Below are 16,090 nucleotides of genomic sequence, written 5' to 3'. Positions count from 1 at the left end.
AAAAAATATAAGTGGATTTTGGTTTTTGTGATTGTATTTCCAGTTATAATAACAGTAATAGTGAAAATGGCGAATAAAGAAACAACCGAGAGATTCGCAAGTGGACGAACTGTTATAATTGAAAATGACGGATATACAATAAAAATGGATGTAGAGGACTTTATACCATGTGTTTTAATGGCACAGATGGAGAAAAGCGAGTTTTCCAATGAGTTAATAAAAGCACAGAGTGTTGTGATTAGAACGTATATATATTATTGTATGAAAAATTCTCAAAGCATTGAGGCTACGCAACTGGGTTTGTCATATATTCCATACTGTAAGTTGGAAGAAATTTGGTACAGAAAGTTTTGTGGCGAAAAAGCAAATACTCCTAGAGGATTTTTTTATAATTTAACAGGGTTTGGTAAAAGTAGGTGTATGGAAGAAAATCTCCATTACTGGGATAGCATAATGAAGAGTACGAGAGGGAAAGTTTTAAAAAGTAACGGAAAAATTGTTCTGCCTTTATATCATCTGACAAGTAACGGCAATACCAGAAGTGGCGAAAAAATATTGGGGCAGGACTATGGTTATCTAAAGGAGGTAGCGTGTAAAAGTGATTTGCAGAAAAACGATTACATAGGCATAAAATATTTTACAGTAAAAGAGTTTATAGATACTCTTAACAAAAATGGGATAGTGGTATATAAGGATAAAAAAGAGAAGTTTGACTATTCCAAAATGGATTCAAAGGATCTTCTTAATATTATTAACTGTAAAAATGTTGATGAACAGGGTTATTTATTATGGGCAAAAATTGGTGATACGAAAATAAGTGGGGATTTATTTGCTAAGGCATTGGGGCTTCAATCAACCAGTTTGCAAATTGATGAGTGCGAAAAGGGTATTAGAGTTACTACAAAAGGCATAGGTCATGGCTTTGGAATGAGTTTATCCTTCGGAAATCATTTAGCGAAGGAAGGGGCAAACTGGAAAGAAATTTTACGAAAGTTTTATGACTGTTCTATAGTAGATAATTGAAAATAAAAGATTACTTTTTATAACGAATAATTAAAACAGAAAATCATTATTTTATAGCAGATAATATAATTGAAAATAAAAAATTATTTTATAATAGATAATAAAATAGAAAAAAATTTCATTTTTTGAATAACTTTCATTTTACAGGTCATACTATCAGTGAGGTGATAAGTATGGATAAGAAATTTATAACTGCAGTTATTGTTTGTGTTGTAGCATTAACGGCTGTGGCAAGTGGAACATATTTCATTGGTCAAAAAGGCAGGGACAATGTTGTAAATTTAAGAGAAGCAAACAATGATGCGACAACGGCAGAGGAAAATGTTAAGGTAGCTCAGGACAAAATTCAGGAAACTACTGAAGGTGACAGAGTTGCTGATGATAGCACTTATAGGGGAAGTACAGAAGGTGAAACCGAGATTGTAGCAAACAATCAGGTAGTTGAAGCCAACACAGAGTCAAATGTAAAAGAAGATGAATACATGTATGGTTTGTCATCTGAAGCTGCGGCTCAAATTAAAAAACTGAAGTTTAATAAAAATAGTCAGTTGTTGTGGCCGGTTCAGGGAAATATTGTAATGCCTTATGATATGGAAAGTACAGTGTATTTTTCAACTTTAGGGGAATATAGAACTAATCCTGGAATTGTAATTGGAAGCAAAAAAGGTGAGCCAATTAAAGCAGCAGCGGATGGGGTTGTGACAACTCTTGATGAAGATGAAGAATTGGGAATTTGCATAAATCAGGCAATTGGAAACGGCTACATTGCAACTTACGGTCAGGTTATTAATCCGGAAGTCGCAGCAGGAGATTATGTTGAAGCCGGTCAGACAATTGCGTATGTTAATGAACCAACAAGATACTATTCAAAGGAAGGGGATAACATTTATTTTGCAATCGCAAAAGATGGAAATCCAATAGATCCTTTAAACTACATTAATTACGAAGATTAAGTGCCATAAAAATTATTTGTAAAAATTCTATATGTCGACCATAAATGTAAGATTACAAATCTTTCATTAGTGGTCGGCATTTTCTGTTATAATACATTTAAGTGAAGTGAGTTTGGCATAACAAAAATGAAAAAACAAAACCAAAAGTTAGTTCTATAAAAAGAAAACAGAAAAAGCAAAACCAGAAAGTAGTTCTGGAAAACGAAAAAGGAAAAAGCAAACCAGAAGTTAGTTTTGCATTCAACCACCCTAAAATTTTTTTAAAACAGTGAAAAAACGAAAAAACAAATGGAAAAAAATGGAAAAAATTTTTGAAAAAATAACATTTTCGAAAAACGCAGGATTATTATGTATAGAAGCTTCAAAAAACGGAGGAATAAATGATAGCGCTATATTTAGCATTAGTAGATGAAGAACAAAAAGACAAGTTTGAACAGGTATATTACAAGTATAGAAATTTGTTATTTTACATAGCTTATGAAATTTTGCAAAATGAAAGAGATGCGGAAGATGCAGTTCAGGAAGCGTTTCTTCGTGTGGCAAAAAACATAGCGAAAATTTCTGATACATATAGCAATGAAACGAAAAATTTTGTGGTGTTAATTACAAAAAGAGAAGCTATGAAAATATACAACAAACGAAAAAAGAGAGATGAGGACACAGACATTGAACTGGAAAAAGTGAGAGTTTCAGAGGCGAACATGGTTAATGCTGTTAAATTTGCCATTGAGAAAATGCCGTACAAATACTCGTCTTTATTAACACTTAAGTATGTGATGGGATATTCGGGAAAAGAAATAGCTGAAATCACAGGTTAAAGTGAAACAAATGTAAGGCAACAACTTTTAAAAGGAAGAAAATTGTTGGAGTCTATGTTGGAGGAGGAATGAAAGTGAAACTAAATGATGACGTATTGAAACAGGCACTTGTTTTACATAATCAGGAGACAATGGAGCAAATTCCTGACATTATCAATACGCACAATTTTTCTTATAGATTTGAAAAGAAAATAAGAAGAATAAGTAGGGCGCAGAAGATGTTTGGCGGAAATATGATAATGGAAAGGTGTACAAGATATTGTTCAAAAATTGCAACTTTCGTTTTATGTTTAGTTGCTGTCAATGTTACTTTTGTAAAAGCTTTTGACATAAATTTGTGGCAGATGGTAGTTACACAAACTGAAAATTTTATCAATGTGGACTTTGCACAAACTGAAAATGATAATAGTAAGGTTGCAAAAGGAAGCAGAATGATGATAAGTAGCACCCCTGACGGTTACAAAAAAGAAAGCGAGTATTTTTCAGAAGAATTGTCGGTTCAACATTTTGTAAGTGACAGTGGAACGATTAGTTATACGGAAAGTTTGGTAAGTGACACAGCCAAGATTAAAGCAAAAGCTGAAAAAACGAAAACTGTAACAGTAGGTGCCAAAGAAGTTTTGATATCTTTTGGAGCTGAAAATATAACTGCCATGTACACTGATGACAAATATTGTCACACAGTTGAGGTACAGGGAACAGATGCAGACGAAGAATTTGTCATAAACATTATATCTGAACTGGAGGCACGAAAATGAAAAAAATTACAGGACTAATAATATTTTTGCTGGCATTTACTACTGTTTTTACTTTTTCATTTGACAGTGTAAAAGCAAAAGAAGCAGGCACTAGCAAAGTACAGAGCAATGTCATAAAAATAAAACTAATAAACAGTTATGTTGACACAAATACTTCTGAAATTGTTATAAGAATAAAAAACAAGAATTCAAAAACAATACAGTTAAAAGGTATAATGCTAACTGACAGTGAGAACAAAAGGTACAAACTACCTTCTAATAAAATCAAAATTCAAAAAGGAAAGACAGAGTATACAAGTATTCCTTTGAAAAAAGAAGCTGGTCAGTATAAATTAAGTTTTATTTTCAATAAGAAAAAAGTTGTTAAAACAATACCTTTAAATGTTGGAAAAGTCGTGCCGTGGGAAAATGACAAAAATACTGCCAGCAACATTAATAACAATAATGGTAGTGACAAGAATAATAGTGGCATTGGTGGTAACGACAATAATAGTGGTGATATTAATAATGACGGAAATGGAGACCAGAATAATAATGGTGGCATTGACAACAACGGTAATAATGACAAGAATAATGACGGTAACAATAATAAATACATCCCAGCTAATATTACCAACAAGGACATAACAAATACTAAATCCAAACAACATTTAGGTCAGATTCTTTTAAACAGGGATTTTCGAATTGACAAAAAAGGAAAAAGCAATATTGTTATTTTTTCGGAGAACAACTACAAAGATACATACAAAACAAAAATAAAAGTAATAATAAAACGGAAAAACAAAAAAGGATTTAAAGTATGTAAAAAATATGTTGAAACGAAAAAAAGCAATATAGCTTTTCTAAATAAAACTTTTAAATTGAATAAAAAAGGAAAATACAAAATGGTTGTGAAAATAACCAGATACAAGAAAACGGTTAAAGGAACAGTGAAAGAGAGTAGCACGTATGCATCAAATACTGTAAAATTCAAATAGGAGGTATCGTATGAAAAGAACAATGAAAAAAATAACGGCAATGATAATAGTAGCAGGTATGCTTTTAACTGCAATGCCATACGCAGACTATCAAAATGTAAATGCCAAAACTACAACAACAAAATGCCCAGCAAACAAGGGAAGCAAAACGAAAACTACAACAACGAAATGCCCTGCAAATAAGGGAAGCAAAGCTAAAACTACAACACCAAAATGCCCAGCAAACAAGGGAAGCAAAACGAAAACTACAACAACGAAATGCCCTGCAAATAAGGGAAGCAAAGCTAAAACTACAACACCAAAATGCCCTGCAAACAAAGGAAGCAAAACAAATAAGATATATCTCTACAAGTCAGGAACTAAAAGTAGCAAAAAAACTAAAACCATACGAGTATATCAAACAAAGCAGCTTTATTTTAAAGGTATGGGGAAAGCAAAAAAAATTAAGTGGAAAAGCTCAAAGAAAAAAGTCGCAAAAGTTTCTAAGCAGGGAATTTTGACAGGGTTAAAAACAGGCAAGACAACAGTAACAGCCAAAGTCAAAAAGACAAAATACCAGATTAAAATAAAAGTTAAGAAACCATTGAAAATCAAGGGGGAGAGCGTGGGTGGCTCTCAGTTGAAGCAGGGCATATTTATTAATGACTACTATGCTTCTGATAAAAATACATTAATAAGTCCTACTTCAATAAACATAGCTCTTGGAATGGTTCTTAATGGAGCAAAAGGAAATGTTTTTTGTCCTAGCAATGTAGAAAGAAATCAGCAGGTTTATGTAACTCCAAAAAGTGAAGTCGAAAAATATCTCGGAAATAAAGTAGATAAATACAACGAGTATGCTAAAAAAATAATGGACGCAAAAGATAACTCCACGTTAAAAATAGCGAATTCAATATGGTACAAAAGTGGAATAAAACTAAGTGATACTTTTGAAAATGCAGTGAAAAAATACTACTATGCCACAACTAATGAAATTCCATTTGACAATACAGGGGCGGAGCAAATTAACAAATGGGTGAATGACAACACAGATGGCATGATTGATAAAATCATAGATAATATTGACAAGAGTGCCTATGCATACATATTAAATGCAACGCTTTTTAACGGAAAGTGGACATGGAAATTTGACACATCAGATGTTAAGAGCAAAAAATTTAAAAAATTTAACGGAAAAAAAGTAAACGTTGAAATGATGGAAGAGGAAAGCAACAGTTATTACGAAAATGACTATGCATTAGCTTTTGAAAAAACTTATGAAAAAGATAAGAAATACTCATTTATTGGTATATTGCCAAAAGCAAAAGGAAGTTTTAAACTGGAAAACCTTAATATTGAGGAACTTTTGAAGAAAAAGAAAAAAGATCAGGTTCAAATAGGAATTCCGAAATTCGAATATGCCTGGAAGAATAATATAAAGTCTTCATTAGTAAGTGCCGGAGTAAAAGAAATTTTTAACAAATACATACCTGCATTAAATCCAATGTTTGATGACACAGATTCGAGTAACAAATATGTGGATGAGATAATTCATAGCACAGCCATTGAAATGAATACTGACGGAACGAAAGCGGCCGCCGTAACTGCAGCTGTTGTTAAAGAAACATCAATTAGAATGTGTTCAAATAAAATACTGCTGGACAGACCGTTTGCTTACATAATAAAAAATAACAAAACAGGAGAAATACTTTTTATTGGAAAAGTAGTTGATCCAACATTGAAATAGTAAAAAGGTGCATTAAGTTGCGTCTTTTTTTGTAGCAAAAGCCTGACAAGCGATATCGTGCTTGCACGAAATATCATTTGTCAGGCGTAAGAACATCGAAAAGCTATGCTTTGAGATGCCTGCTATCTGCAATCGAGTAGGAGTCAGCCTACTCGATTGACCACAGATATATTGTAAACTTCTTGTAATAGTGCCATAAAAAAGATAAAATAAAAGAGATATTATTGTACGGAAAATAATGAAAATATAGAAAACAAATGAATAAAATTACATACATGGAGGACAAAATGGGAAAGTACATAATGGCGCTTGATCAGGGAACAACAAGCTCAAGAACAATTTTATTTGACAAAGGAGGCAATATAATTTGTCAGGCAAATAAGGAATTCGAACAGATATTTCCAAAGGCAGGCTGGGTTGAGCATAACCCGGAAGAAATTTGGATGACACAGGTTTTAACAATGGGAGAGGTAATGCGAGAGGCAGGAATTGACGGAACTGACATTGAAGCAATAGGCATTACAAATCAAAGAGAAACAACCGTTGTGTGGGACAAAAACACTGGAAAACCAATTTACAATGCAATTGTCTGGCAGTGTAGAAGAACTTCTGACATTGTGGATAAATTAGTGGCAGATGGACTGACAGATACAATAAAAAGTAAAACAGGACTTGTACCTGATGCCTATTTTTCGGGAACGAAAATTAAGTGGATTCTTGATAACGTAGCAGGAGCGAGAGAGAAGGCTGAAAAAGGCGAGCTTCTTTTTGGAACAATTGACTCATGGCTTATGTGGAAATTAAGTGGCGGTGTAATTCACGCAACAGACTATACAAATGCAAGTCGAACCATGATTTATAATATCAATGATTTAAAGTGGGACGAAGAGTTGCTTGAACTGTTAAATATACCGAAATCAATGCTACCAAAGGTTATGCCGTCAAGTGGAATTTTCGGGTACACAACAGCGGAACTATTAGATGCAAAAATCCCAATAAGTGGTGTGGCAGGGGACCAGCAGGCAGCTTTGTTTGGTCAGTGTTGTTTTGAAAAAGGTGACGTAAAAAATACATACGGCACAGGGTGCTTTTTGCTTGCAAACACAGGTGACAAAATTGTTAAATCAAAAAATGGATTAATCACAACAATAGCCGCATCAACAGATAAAGTTGAGTATGCTTTAGAGGGCAGTGTATTTGTGGCTGGGGCAGCGATTCAGTGGCTTAGAGACCAGATGCATTTGGTTGACAGTGCAGCAGAAAGCGAGGATGTTGCCTCAAAAGTTCCGGATACAAACGGAGTCTATGTAGTTCCCGCATTTACGGGGATGGGTGCTCCATATTGGAAACAGGATGCAAGAGGCATGGTAGTTGGAGTAACAAGAGGTACAAGCAGAGAACATTTTGTGAGGGCAACTTTGGAGTCTTTGGCATATCAGACTAACGATGTATTACAGGCAATGGAACAGTATATGGGACAGCCAATTAATACAATAAAAGTAGACGGCGGTGCCTGTGCTAACAATCTGTTAATGAAGTTTCAGGCAGATATTTCCCAGAAGAAAGTTAAGCGACCTTCAGTGATAGAAACTACAGGGCTGGGAGCAGCATATTTGGCAGGTTTAGCCACAGGTTATTGGAAAAACAAAGAAGAGATAAAAAGAAACATGTCAATAGATAAGGAGTTTGTTCCACAGATGAGTAAAGAAGACGTTCAGGAAAAACTAAAGGGCTGGAGCAAAGCTGTAAAGTGTGCAATTATTTATAGTGAAGAATAAGATAAAATTAAGACCGGATTGTTGTTTTGACAATGACAATCTGGTCTTATAAGTTTTTAATAAAATGACTATATTAATGATACCATATACTGATATAATCAGAACAGATATAAAATTCATATTAACCATATATGAATTACTTACATTAGGAGGAAAATTATGAATAGTAAAGTAGTATCAAAGATTGTATTAACAGCACTTTTTGCGGCATTAGCTTATGTTGCAACTTCAATTATCAGAGTTCCTACAGTTGGAACTCAAGGTTATGTAAATATTGGAGATAGCATTGTATTATTAAGTGCATGGCTTATTGGTGGTGTTTATGGAGCACTTGCAGCAGGAATCGGTTCAGCATTAGCTGATCTTTTAGCACAGTATGTAACTTATGTACCGGGAACATTTATCATTAAGTTTTTAATGGCACTTGTTGCATATTTAATTTTTACAGCACTTAAGAAAACAAATATTAACAAAGTTGTAGCTTACATTGTAAGTGGTGTAGTTGCAGAATTAATTATGGTATTTGGTTATTTCTTATATGAAAGCACAATATTAGGATATGGACTTGCAGCAGCAGCTTCAATTCCAAGTAACTTCATTCAGGCTGGAACATGCTTAGTAATTGGTTACATTGCAATCGGAATTTTAGAAGGTGCAAAAGTTCCAAACTTACTTAAAAAATACGTGTAGATAAAGTCCCCCAATGGTGAGAACCATTTTTATAAAACTTTAAGGTAAAGGTTGAATTTATTTCAGCCTTTCCTTTTGCGTTAGGGAGAAATATTGTGGAGTACCAGATATAAAAATGTGTAATTAGAAACAGTTTGTTAAGCATATAAAAAGTCTTAGTAATTATAAATAGTAGATTAAACATGGAAAATGTTGAAAATATTATGGAGTTACTTTCTTATTAAAGGAAAATATATTTGTAAATAATATAATATTGGTATAAAATATAAAAAGATATTAAGATTAAAAAGTTATTTTTTATAACTTTAGGAGGCGTAGAATGTATACTGAACTTACAAAACAGGCAGAAGATGTTACAAGAGAGATTGTCGAGAAAGCAGGACTTACAAAGGGACAGATTTTCGTAGTAGGCTGTTCATCAAGTGAGATTTGCGGAGACAAAATTGGAACTAATTCAAACCTTGAAGTGGCACAGGCTGTATTTAAGGGAATTTATCAGGTTTTACAGGAAAAGGGCATATATTTAGCAGCCCAATGTTGCGAGCATCTTAACAGAGCAATTATCGTTGAGAGAGATGCAGTACCTTTTTCAGACATAGTTAATGTTGTGCCTCAACCAAAGGCAGGTGGTTCTTTTGGAACAACTGCATACAAAACATTTGCAAATCCTGTTGCAGTTGAAGAAATCAGAGCTGATGCAGGAATTGACATAGGTGGAACACTTATCGGCATGCACATTAAGAAGGTTGCCGTTCCTGTTAAGTTGGAACATAACAAAATCGGTGAAGCAAACATTCTTGCTGCAAGAGTTAGACCAAAATTTATTGGCGGAGAAAGAGCAGTGTATAACAAAGATTTAATGTAAAAAGTTTTAATTAAATAAATTTACTTAGAAAGCAATTCGTAGACTTAACTTAAAGGGGGAAAGCTACTGAGTTGCTTTTTATTTATGGAATAAAAGTAAGAATAAAAGGTCAGTTCATGAAAAAAGTGGCAATAACAATATGATATAATTTAGCTATCCAATGTAAGAGTAAAAAGGAGGAAAAAATATGAGAGGATCAAAAAAATTATTATCATTAATGTTAGCCCTTGTTTTAACGGTAACAATGCTTCCGGCCATAAGTGCAAAAGCTTCTTATGGACCTAAAATCAGCAAGAAAAAAGTTACTTTATATGTAGGTGGAACAATAAAGCTTAAAATGAAAGGTGCATACGGAAAAGTAAAATGGAAATCATCTAACAAGAAGGTTGCATCTGTAAATAGTAAAGGAAAAGTTAAAGCTAAAAAACCCGGTAAAGCAACAATAAAGGCAAAAGTATATGGAAAATGGTATAGTTGCAAAGTTAAAGTTAAATCTGTGTATCGTATATCAAGTAAAAATATAACAGTAAATGGAACTAGAGATATTTATATTAACTTTTATAAGGCTTCAGGTTCAAGTATCGATGTTTATTCGCAAGATGAGAATATTGTTGAGGCAGATGATGGAGTAGAAAATGGAACAAGAGTTCCGATTCATTTATATTGTTATAATGAAGGAACAACATATATTGTGATAACTAATAGCTATAACAATGAAAAAGTCAAGATAAAAGTTACATATAAGAAGAGTAGAAGCAATAGTGGAAGTAATAGCGGTTCAAATAGTTATGATGATGAAAAAGAGCCAACTTTACAAATAACATTACCATCAGTTCCTTATGAAGGAGCGGATCATTATTCAACTGGAAAAATATATAAAAAGTACACTATTACAAATGTAAGATATGAAAAAGATTATTATAGTTCTGATAATGAGTTTAGTGTTAAATTATTTGTTTCAGGAAAGAAAACTTACGATGCTAATGGATCAAATTATAGTTCATATGTACCTGTTGGATGGAAATTATATGATTCAAATGGTAGTGTAGTTGAAACAGGAACAGTATATTCACCTGATATAGCAGTGGGAGAGAGTTTTACTGATGCATATGGTTATATTGGTACGGACTTGAAACCAGGATGTTATAATTTAGTATTTATAGATACTATATAGGTAGATACTTAGGTTGAGAGGAAAGACATAAAGTTAAAACCATCAAGGGAGAACAACATAAGTATTCTTTTATTAGCAAGGGTAAAATAAAAAAGAAAAAACATATATAAAATGAAAAATCAGTTTGAAATACCTGTCACATTCGAATTGTGGCAGGTATTTTTTATACACAAATAGTCACACCTGAACAATATATTGCAGAGATAAATAAAATGTGATAATATACAGAGTGGGTACTACCAGAAAAACGGTAGGCGGTTAGTTCTCCAACAGGAAGACTGAACTTTCTGATTACATAGAAATCTTCAAAAGAGGAAATCTGTGAAAGGAGGACACACTTTATGAGTGATTTTGAGATTTTATCAATTGTATTGATGATTATATCAATTATAGTTGTAGTATTGATTGAGTATATTAAGACACTAAAAAAGTAACCGCCATCTAGCCTGAAAATAGTGGCGGTTACTTTTTTAACCAAAACAATCAGGACTAACCGTCTATCGGTAGTACCTTTTGTAATATTATAGTAGCAGATGGTTATTGATATTTCAAGAGTATTTTGATTATAGTTTGTGTCAAGTAATCGTTGGCAACTTTCCTTTTCTCTTTTTCTATACGATTATTATCTACTTTTTTGTATGCCAAATAAACCCTGTCGGGTTTCTCTTTATGTTTTTTAACAGAATACTTTCTTAAATATTTTTCTTGATTCAGTCTGCACTGCATCCCTTATCGGTACATTTCCATTCATTAAGTCAATGTATCTGTTTCCCTTTCCGTCTTTTTTCGGAGCCTTTGCTGCACTTATGGTTTCTATTATTTCCTGCATCTGCATCGTGAATACCAGTCCGTCTGTATATCTGTCTATAGTTTCTATCAATTCCCTGTTTTCCCTTCGATACAATGCCTTTGCCAGGTTATTTGCTCCTGATTTTGACCATCTCATTCTACGATGTTTCATTCTTAATGTTATTACCGTACAGTTCTGGTTTTCCTGAACTCCCAACCCCTTATATACCATTCCTTTTGGTGGGGCAGATATTTCTATTCCCCTTTTGTCATAAGGTAACAGTCCTTCTTTGTTATTGGCAAGATATTTATATAACTTCATTGCTTTATTACTTCGGTTGTCTTTTTCATCCGGACTTTCAACACTTGTTGCGTATATCTGGATGTATTTAAGCATTTCTTCCATTTTCTCTTCCTCAAACAGTTGCCTTATGTCTGTCTGTGCCTTCTTATCCGTTATTTTTCTCAGTATTTCCTGATATATGTGATAACGGTCAAGCTGAAAAATTACATCAGGATCGTATTCGTCTTTTATCCAACTCCCTCCATCTCCGTTAAGTATTCGCTGTCCGATTTCATCAGCATTGTATTTCTTTCTGATGCATGCCTCACGTTTTTGGTGAAACTCACTGCTTTCTTCCATTCCCGCAAGCATGTGTTTTCCCACAAGAGTGCTTCGTTTCTGTTTTTCCTTTTCCTCATCCCAACCTTCATACATCGTGAAAACTTTCATTTCCTGCTTCTTTGTCTTTTTATGCTTTTTGTCCTGCATGTTCAGCCACACACCGTCCATTTCCTCAAACAGCACTGGTATCTCCCTTTTCCCTTCCGACTGATCCGCATTCATCTGTTTTACCGCATGTTTTTCTTCCTCACTTATTTTTTCTCCAAGACGCTGTATCACGTTCCACACACCTGCGGCACTTATGCTCTGACCGCACGTACTGCTTATTGTTTCCGCAGTTACACGATATGGTGTCTCCGTTACCGCCATTACAATCTTTTCCGCAAGATTTTTGGAAATCATACCTATCTTATCCATCTGCATTGCCTCATCCAACAGATATACATATGCCTTTTCTCCATCCGGTGTGATTGTTCCGTATATTCTCCGACTGTATTCAACAGTACCGTAAACTGTCTTTATGTTGGTTTTTCTTTTTCCCTTATCCCTGTAAGATTTTCTTTCTCTTTGTTTTGCAAGCTCGTCATCATATGTTTCCAGAATCATCTTTGTAATTTCACAACCAAGTTCACATACATGTTTAAACACTTTTTTCTCTAACTCCTTGAAAGAAATCTCTTTTTCAGCTAAACTATTAAACATCATACAGTCTCCTTTACGTATTTTTCTGAGCAGTTAATATCATAAAGAAAAACTGTATGATTGGGAAGTGGTTTTTTCTACTTCCCATTTTTTTATTTATTTTTTGCCAACTAAAATTTTACACTAACTTGATTATACAACTTATGAGCAACCACCAGTTTAAATCAGCTTTCCTAATTTTCGATTGAGATTGTCGCAAAATTAAAATAAAAAGTTGTTGTCTAAGCATGAAAGTTTTGAAACATCTAACACATTCGAATTGTGACTGTTTTATATATATAAATAACATATTAGGTTGGAGTAAAAGTGACTATAGTGGTATTGTGTGATATAATTTATATATAAAAAATAACCGTAAAATAACACAAAAAATCTCAAATTTATAGAACATAATAAGAGGTTATTCGTGGCAGGAGGGTAGAAAGATTATGAACATATTTAAGAGCTGTAAAAAGACAATTACATATTTAGTAATATTAAGTATGGTTGTAGCAGGAGTAGTTCCTACATCTTTTGTAAAGGCAGAAGAAGAGAATACATCGAAAAATACTACAGAAGATTCTTTAATTTACAAAAACATCAAAGGTCAATGTGGTCCACAGACTTATTTTCAATTGGAAAAGGATGGAACACTGCGTATTACAGGTACGGGAGAGATAGATATAGAACAGTTTGATGACCTTCAAAAGGCAGAAATCTCTGATAAGGTTTTAAAAGTTGTCATGGACAATGAAATTACAAATATACCTGATGGAATGTTTAAAAACTATAAAAATATTAAAGAAGTTGAGCTTCCAAATGGTCTTGAAATCATAGGCAAGAATGCTTTTGCAAACTGTAAAAGTTTGAAAGAGATAGTATTACTCAGGCATATAAGCAAAGTGTCTGACTATGCATTCTTTAATTGTACAGGGCTTGAATCTGTATACATTTTTTTAACATCTAACGCAAATCCAAATGGACATTATGATACAATTCCATGTGGAACAATTGAAGAGAATGCTTTTTATGGATGTAATAATATAAAAAAAATAACATCAGCATATACAACAAATTTTCCAAAATCATGGCCTGATAGCGTAGAAGAAATACATGCAAATTCTAGATCAGGTTTAGCATCATATGCAAAAGAACATGGAATTACCTTAATAAAATTTGGAAGTACTGCATATCAGACATGGCCTGATGATGGGGAAAATGTGGTAGGTTATACGGATGGATTCTATTTTGTTGGCAATAAAGGTGTTATTATTAAAAAAGATATATTGCCGGAGTTAGGCTGTAAAACTGTAATAATAGGCAATGGAGTTGAAGGAATTGAGACATCAGGGATGAGTTATAAAAGAGAACTTGAATATGTTTACCTGCCTGAAAGTATTGAATACATTGAAAATTATGCGTTTCAATATGATGCAAAACTTAAAGAAATCACAATTCCAAGTAAGGTACCCAAGATAGAAAATCATACCTTCGATAATTGCCCTGAATTGACTACTATGACAATCAAAAATCCTAATATCGAACTGGCAAAAAAAGGTATGCCTATGAATTTGAAAACAATATATGGCTTTAAAGGGTCTACAGCAGAGACTTACGCAAAAGAAAACAGAATAGATTTTATAAGTATAGATTTGGATTATGAAAACAATGATGGAGAAACATCAGATAGTACAAGTACGGAAACAAACGACAATGTGACAACAGATAATACAACAACAGAAACAAGCGGTAATGTAACAACGGAAGCGACTAACAATACATCAACGGAATCTGGTGAGTCTGAAACATCTACAACTGAGGAGAATACACCGGTTGGACCAACAGAAACAACCCCAAATAGTACATCTGATATAAACCCAACAGAAGATGCAGAAAATCAGACAACAACTGATATTACAGCAACAGATAAAAACACTGAAGATACAGGCAACCAGCCAACACCTGAAATTACGACTACAGATAAGAATACAGAAAACTCAGGAAGTCAGGAGACACCTGAGATTACGACTACAAGTAAGAATACAGAAGATACAGGAGGTCAGACAACATCTGACAGTACAACTACAGGTAAGAAACCGGGAAACCAGACAACGTCAGGCAGAAATAATACTGAAACTACTAAAGGACCATTTGATATTACACCATCAGGTAAATTCAGAATAAAAAGTGTAAAAGAACTGAATTACCACTCTGTAAAATTGTCATGGAAAAAAATAAAGAATGGCAATAGTTACAAAATATACAAAGCAAAAAAAGATGGTCAGTTCAAATTAATCGGAAAAACAAAAAGCAACATATTTATTGATTCAAAGGTAAAACCTGGTAAAACATATTTTTACACAATACAGGCAACTGGAAAAAATAATAAAGTAACCTGGTCAGTCATTTGGTCAACATATGTTAGAGGCGTGCCTAAAAAGCCTAAATTAACTTTAAGAAAAAGCAAAACCATATGGATTTTGTCATGGGGAGTAATAAAAGACAACAGCAAAGGCGTTGAGGTGTATATGAGAAAAGGCATCCAAGGAAAATTTAAAAAAGTGAAAACAATTAAAAATATAAAAAAGAGCAAAAAGAAAAAAGGTGCTACAGGAATGACGGCTGATGTAAGCAGGCTGAAATCCAAAGGAACTTATTTCTTTAAAATAAGAACCTACGCTATAGTTAATGGAAGAAAAATTCATAGCCGTTGGTCTAAAACAAGAAAAGTTAAAAAATAGAATATAACTATACAACGTAAGAAACAGTTTTACAGAATTTAAACAGGCATTTCTTTATTTATTATCATTTATGAAAAGAAGAAATACAGAGTTGAAAAATTTTGTAGGACTGTTTTTTATGTAATAAGTAATTTGTTGAAATAATTATTACATAAAAGGTATTTATCAATTAGTGAAAATTCATATGAAAAAATTGTGCAAAAAGGTCAAATTTTGAAAAAAACTAACAAAAAACATGGTAAAATATTACTATAAGACAGCGTGGAAATATGGAAGAAGGGAGAAAGTTATGAACAAAGATATTGATTACGATGCTTTACGAAATGATTTGGAGGATTATTATGGTACGGCTATGTTTGGAGGTGCTGGTATGGCAATGGGTGGCTTGTCGGATGTAGAAAGTGCATCAGATGACAGACTGATTGAAATTGCTGCAAGGGAAAGAATCAATTTAGGAAAATATGAAAAATAAAGTGTTAAGAACGGAAAAAT

13 protein-coding genes are annotated in these 16,090 nt (G+C 33.3%); 12 read left to right on the top strand and 1 reads right to left on the bottom strand.

The genetic code is table 11. The features are described from left to right. Positions 1-66 precede the first annotated feature (66 nt). From ACQY63_RS06005 to ACQY63_RS05960, 10 genes are all read left to right on the top strand, one after another. Positions 67-1,023: a SpoIID/LytB domain-containing protein gene (locus ACQY63_RS06005; protein ID WP_412622824.1), complete on the top strand. Its 957-nt coding sequence runs from the start codon at positions 67-69 to the stop codon at positions 1,021-1,023. Positions 1,024-1,196: 173 nt separating this feature from the next. Beyond that, a complete protein-coding gene (locus ACQY63_RS06000; RefSeq protein WP_117998442.1) occupies positions 1,197-1,976 on the top strand; it encodes a peptidoglycan DD-metalloendopeptidase family protein in 780 nt (259 codons plus the stop codon). A 380-nt stretch (positions 1,977-2,356) separates the two neighbouring features. Beyond that, positions 2,357-2,794: an RNA polymerase sigma factor gene (locus ACQY63_RS05995; protein WP_022165265.1), complete on the top strand. Its 438-nt coding sequence runs from the start codon at positions 2,357-2,359 to the stop codon at positions 2,792-2,794. A gap of 68 nt (positions 2,795-2,862) precedes the next feature. Then, on the top strand, positions 2,863-3,552 hold the full coding sequence (locus tag ACQY63_RS05990) for a hypothetical protein (protein ID WP_022165264.1): 690 nt from the start codon (positions 2,863-2,865) through the stop codon (positions 3,550-3,552). Next, a complete protein-coding gene (locus tag ACQY63_RS05985) occupies positions 3,549-4,529 on the top strand; it encodes a hypothetical protein (RefSeq protein ID WP_022165263.1) in 981 nt (326 codons plus the stop codon). The genes ACQY63_RS05990 and ACQY63_RS05985 overlap by 4 nt, the downstream gene beginning before the upstream one ends. Before the next feature lie 10 nt (positions 4,530-4,539). After that, complete coding sequence (locus tag ACQY63_RS05980; RefSeq protein WP_428244881.1) at positions 4,540-6,255, top strand: serpin family protein; 1,716 nt, start codon at positions 4,540-4,542, stop codon at positions 6,253-6,255. Positions 6,256-6,542: 287 nt separating this feature from the next. Continuing rightward, the gene (gene glpK, locus ACQY63_RS05975; protein WP_022165261.1) at positions 6,543-8,033 is read left to right on the top strand and encodes a glycerol kinase GlpK; all 1,491 of its coding nucleotides are present in this window, start codon (positions 6,543-6,545) and stop codon (positions 8,031-8,033) included. A gap of 159 nt (positions 8,034-8,192) precedes the next feature. Next, complete coding sequence (locus ACQY63_RS05970) at positions 8,193-8,723, top strand: ECF transporter S component (protein ID WP_022165260.1); 531 nt, start codon at positions 8,193-8,195, stop codon at positions 8,721-8,723. 319 nt (positions 8,724-9,042) lie between these two features. Further along, positions 9,043-9,588, top strand: coding sequence for a TIGR01440 family protein (locus ACQY63_RS05965; protein ID WP_022165259.1), 546 nt, complete (start codon positions 9,043-9,045; stop codon positions 9,586-9,588). Between the two features lie 187 nt (positions 9,589-9,775). Then, complete coding sequence (locus ACQY63_RS05960) at positions 9,776-10,762, top strand: Ig-like domain-containing protein (protein WP_022165258.1); 987 nt, start codon at positions 9,776-9,778, stop codon at positions 10,760-10,762. A 676-nt stretch (positions 10,763-11,438) separates the two neighbouring features. On the opposite strand, the gene ACQY63_RS05955 is transcribed toward ACQY63_RS05960, so the two are convergent. Then, entirely contained in the window at positions 11,439-12,881 is a 1,443-nt protein-coding gene (locus ACQY63_RS05955; RefSeq protein WP_117998699.1) for an ISLre2 family transposase, read from the bottom strand. 425 nt (positions 12,882-13,306) lie between these two features. Here ACQY63_RS05955 and ACQY63_RS05950 point away from each other — a divergent pair, with 425 nt between their 5' ends. After that, entirely contained in the window at positions 13,307-15,598 is a 2,292-nt protein-coding gene (locus ACQY63_RS05950) for a leucine-rich repeat protein (RefSeq protein WP_428244880.1), read from the top strand. A 289-nt stretch (positions 15,599-15,887) separates the two neighbouring features. Continuing rightward, positions 15,888-16,070, top strand: coding sequence for a hypothetical protein (locus ACQY63_RS05945; RefSeq protein WP_022165902.1), 183 nt, complete (start codon positions 15,888-15,890; stop codon positions 16,068-16,070). The last annotated feature ends 20 nt before the right edge of the window (positions 16,071-16,090 follow it).

This window comes from Eubacterium sp. Marseille-QA0814, assembly GCF_965119675.1.
In the GTDB taxonomy this organism is placed as follows: Bacteria; Bacillota; Clostridia; order Lachnospirales; family Lachnospiraceae; genus Eubacterium_G.
This window is presented reverse-complemented; position numbering and strand designations above follow the sequence as displayed.

Bases quoted from the DNA above. Each gene is read 5' to 3' on its own strand.
- ACQY63_RS06005 (WP_412622824.1), top strand. From the start codon at position 67: ATGGCGAATAAAGAAACAACCGAGAGATTCGCAAGTGGACGAACTGTT.
- ACQY63_RS05945 (WP_022165902.1), top strand. From the start codon at position 15,888: ATGAACAAAGATATTGATTACGATGCTTTACGAAATGATTTGGAGGAT.
- ACQY63_RS05960 (WP_022165258.1), top strand. From the start codon at position 9,776: ATGAGAGGATCAAAAAAATTATTATCATTAATGTTAGCCCTTGTTTTA.
- ACQY63_RS05980 (WP_428244881.1), top strand. From the start codon at position 4,540: ATGAAAAGAACAATGAAAAAAATAACGGCAATGATAATAGTAGCAGGT.
- ACQY63_RS05985 (WP_022165263.1), top strand. From the start codon at position 3,549: ATGAAAAAAATTACAGGACTAATAATATTTTTGCTGGCATTTACTACT.
- ACQY63_RS06000 (WP_117998442.1), top strand. From the start codon at position 1,197: ATGGATAAGAAATTTATAACTGCAGTTATTGTTTGTGTTGTAGCATTA.
- ACQY63_RS05990 (WP_022165264.1), top strand. From the start codon at position 2,863: ATGAAAGTGAAACTAAATGATGACGTATTGAAACAGGCACTTGTTTTA.
- ACQY63_RS05970 (WP_022165260.1), top strand. From the start codon at position 8,193: ATGAATAGTAAAGTAGTATCAAAGATTGTATTAACAGCACTTTTTGCG.
- ACQY63_RS05965 (WP_022165259.1), top strand. From the start codon at position 9,043: ATGTATACTGAACTTACAAAACAGGCAGAAGATGTTACAAGAGAGATT.
- ACQY63_RS05955 (WP_117998699.1), bottom strand. From the start codon at position 12,881: ATGATGTTTAATAGTTTAGCTGAAAAAGAGATTTCTTTCAAGGAGTTA.
- ACQY63_RS05950 (WP_428244880.1), top strand. From the start codon at position 13,307: ATGAACATATTTAAGAGCTGTAAAAAGACAATTACATATTTAGTAATA.
- glpK (WP_022165261.1), top strand. From the start codon at position 6,543: ATGGGAAAGTACATAATGGCGCTTGATCAGGGAACAACAAGCTCAAGA.
- ACQY63_RS05995 (WP_022165265.1), top strand. From the start codon at position 2,357: ATGATAGCGCTATATTTAGCATTAGTAGATGAAGAACAAAAAGACAAG.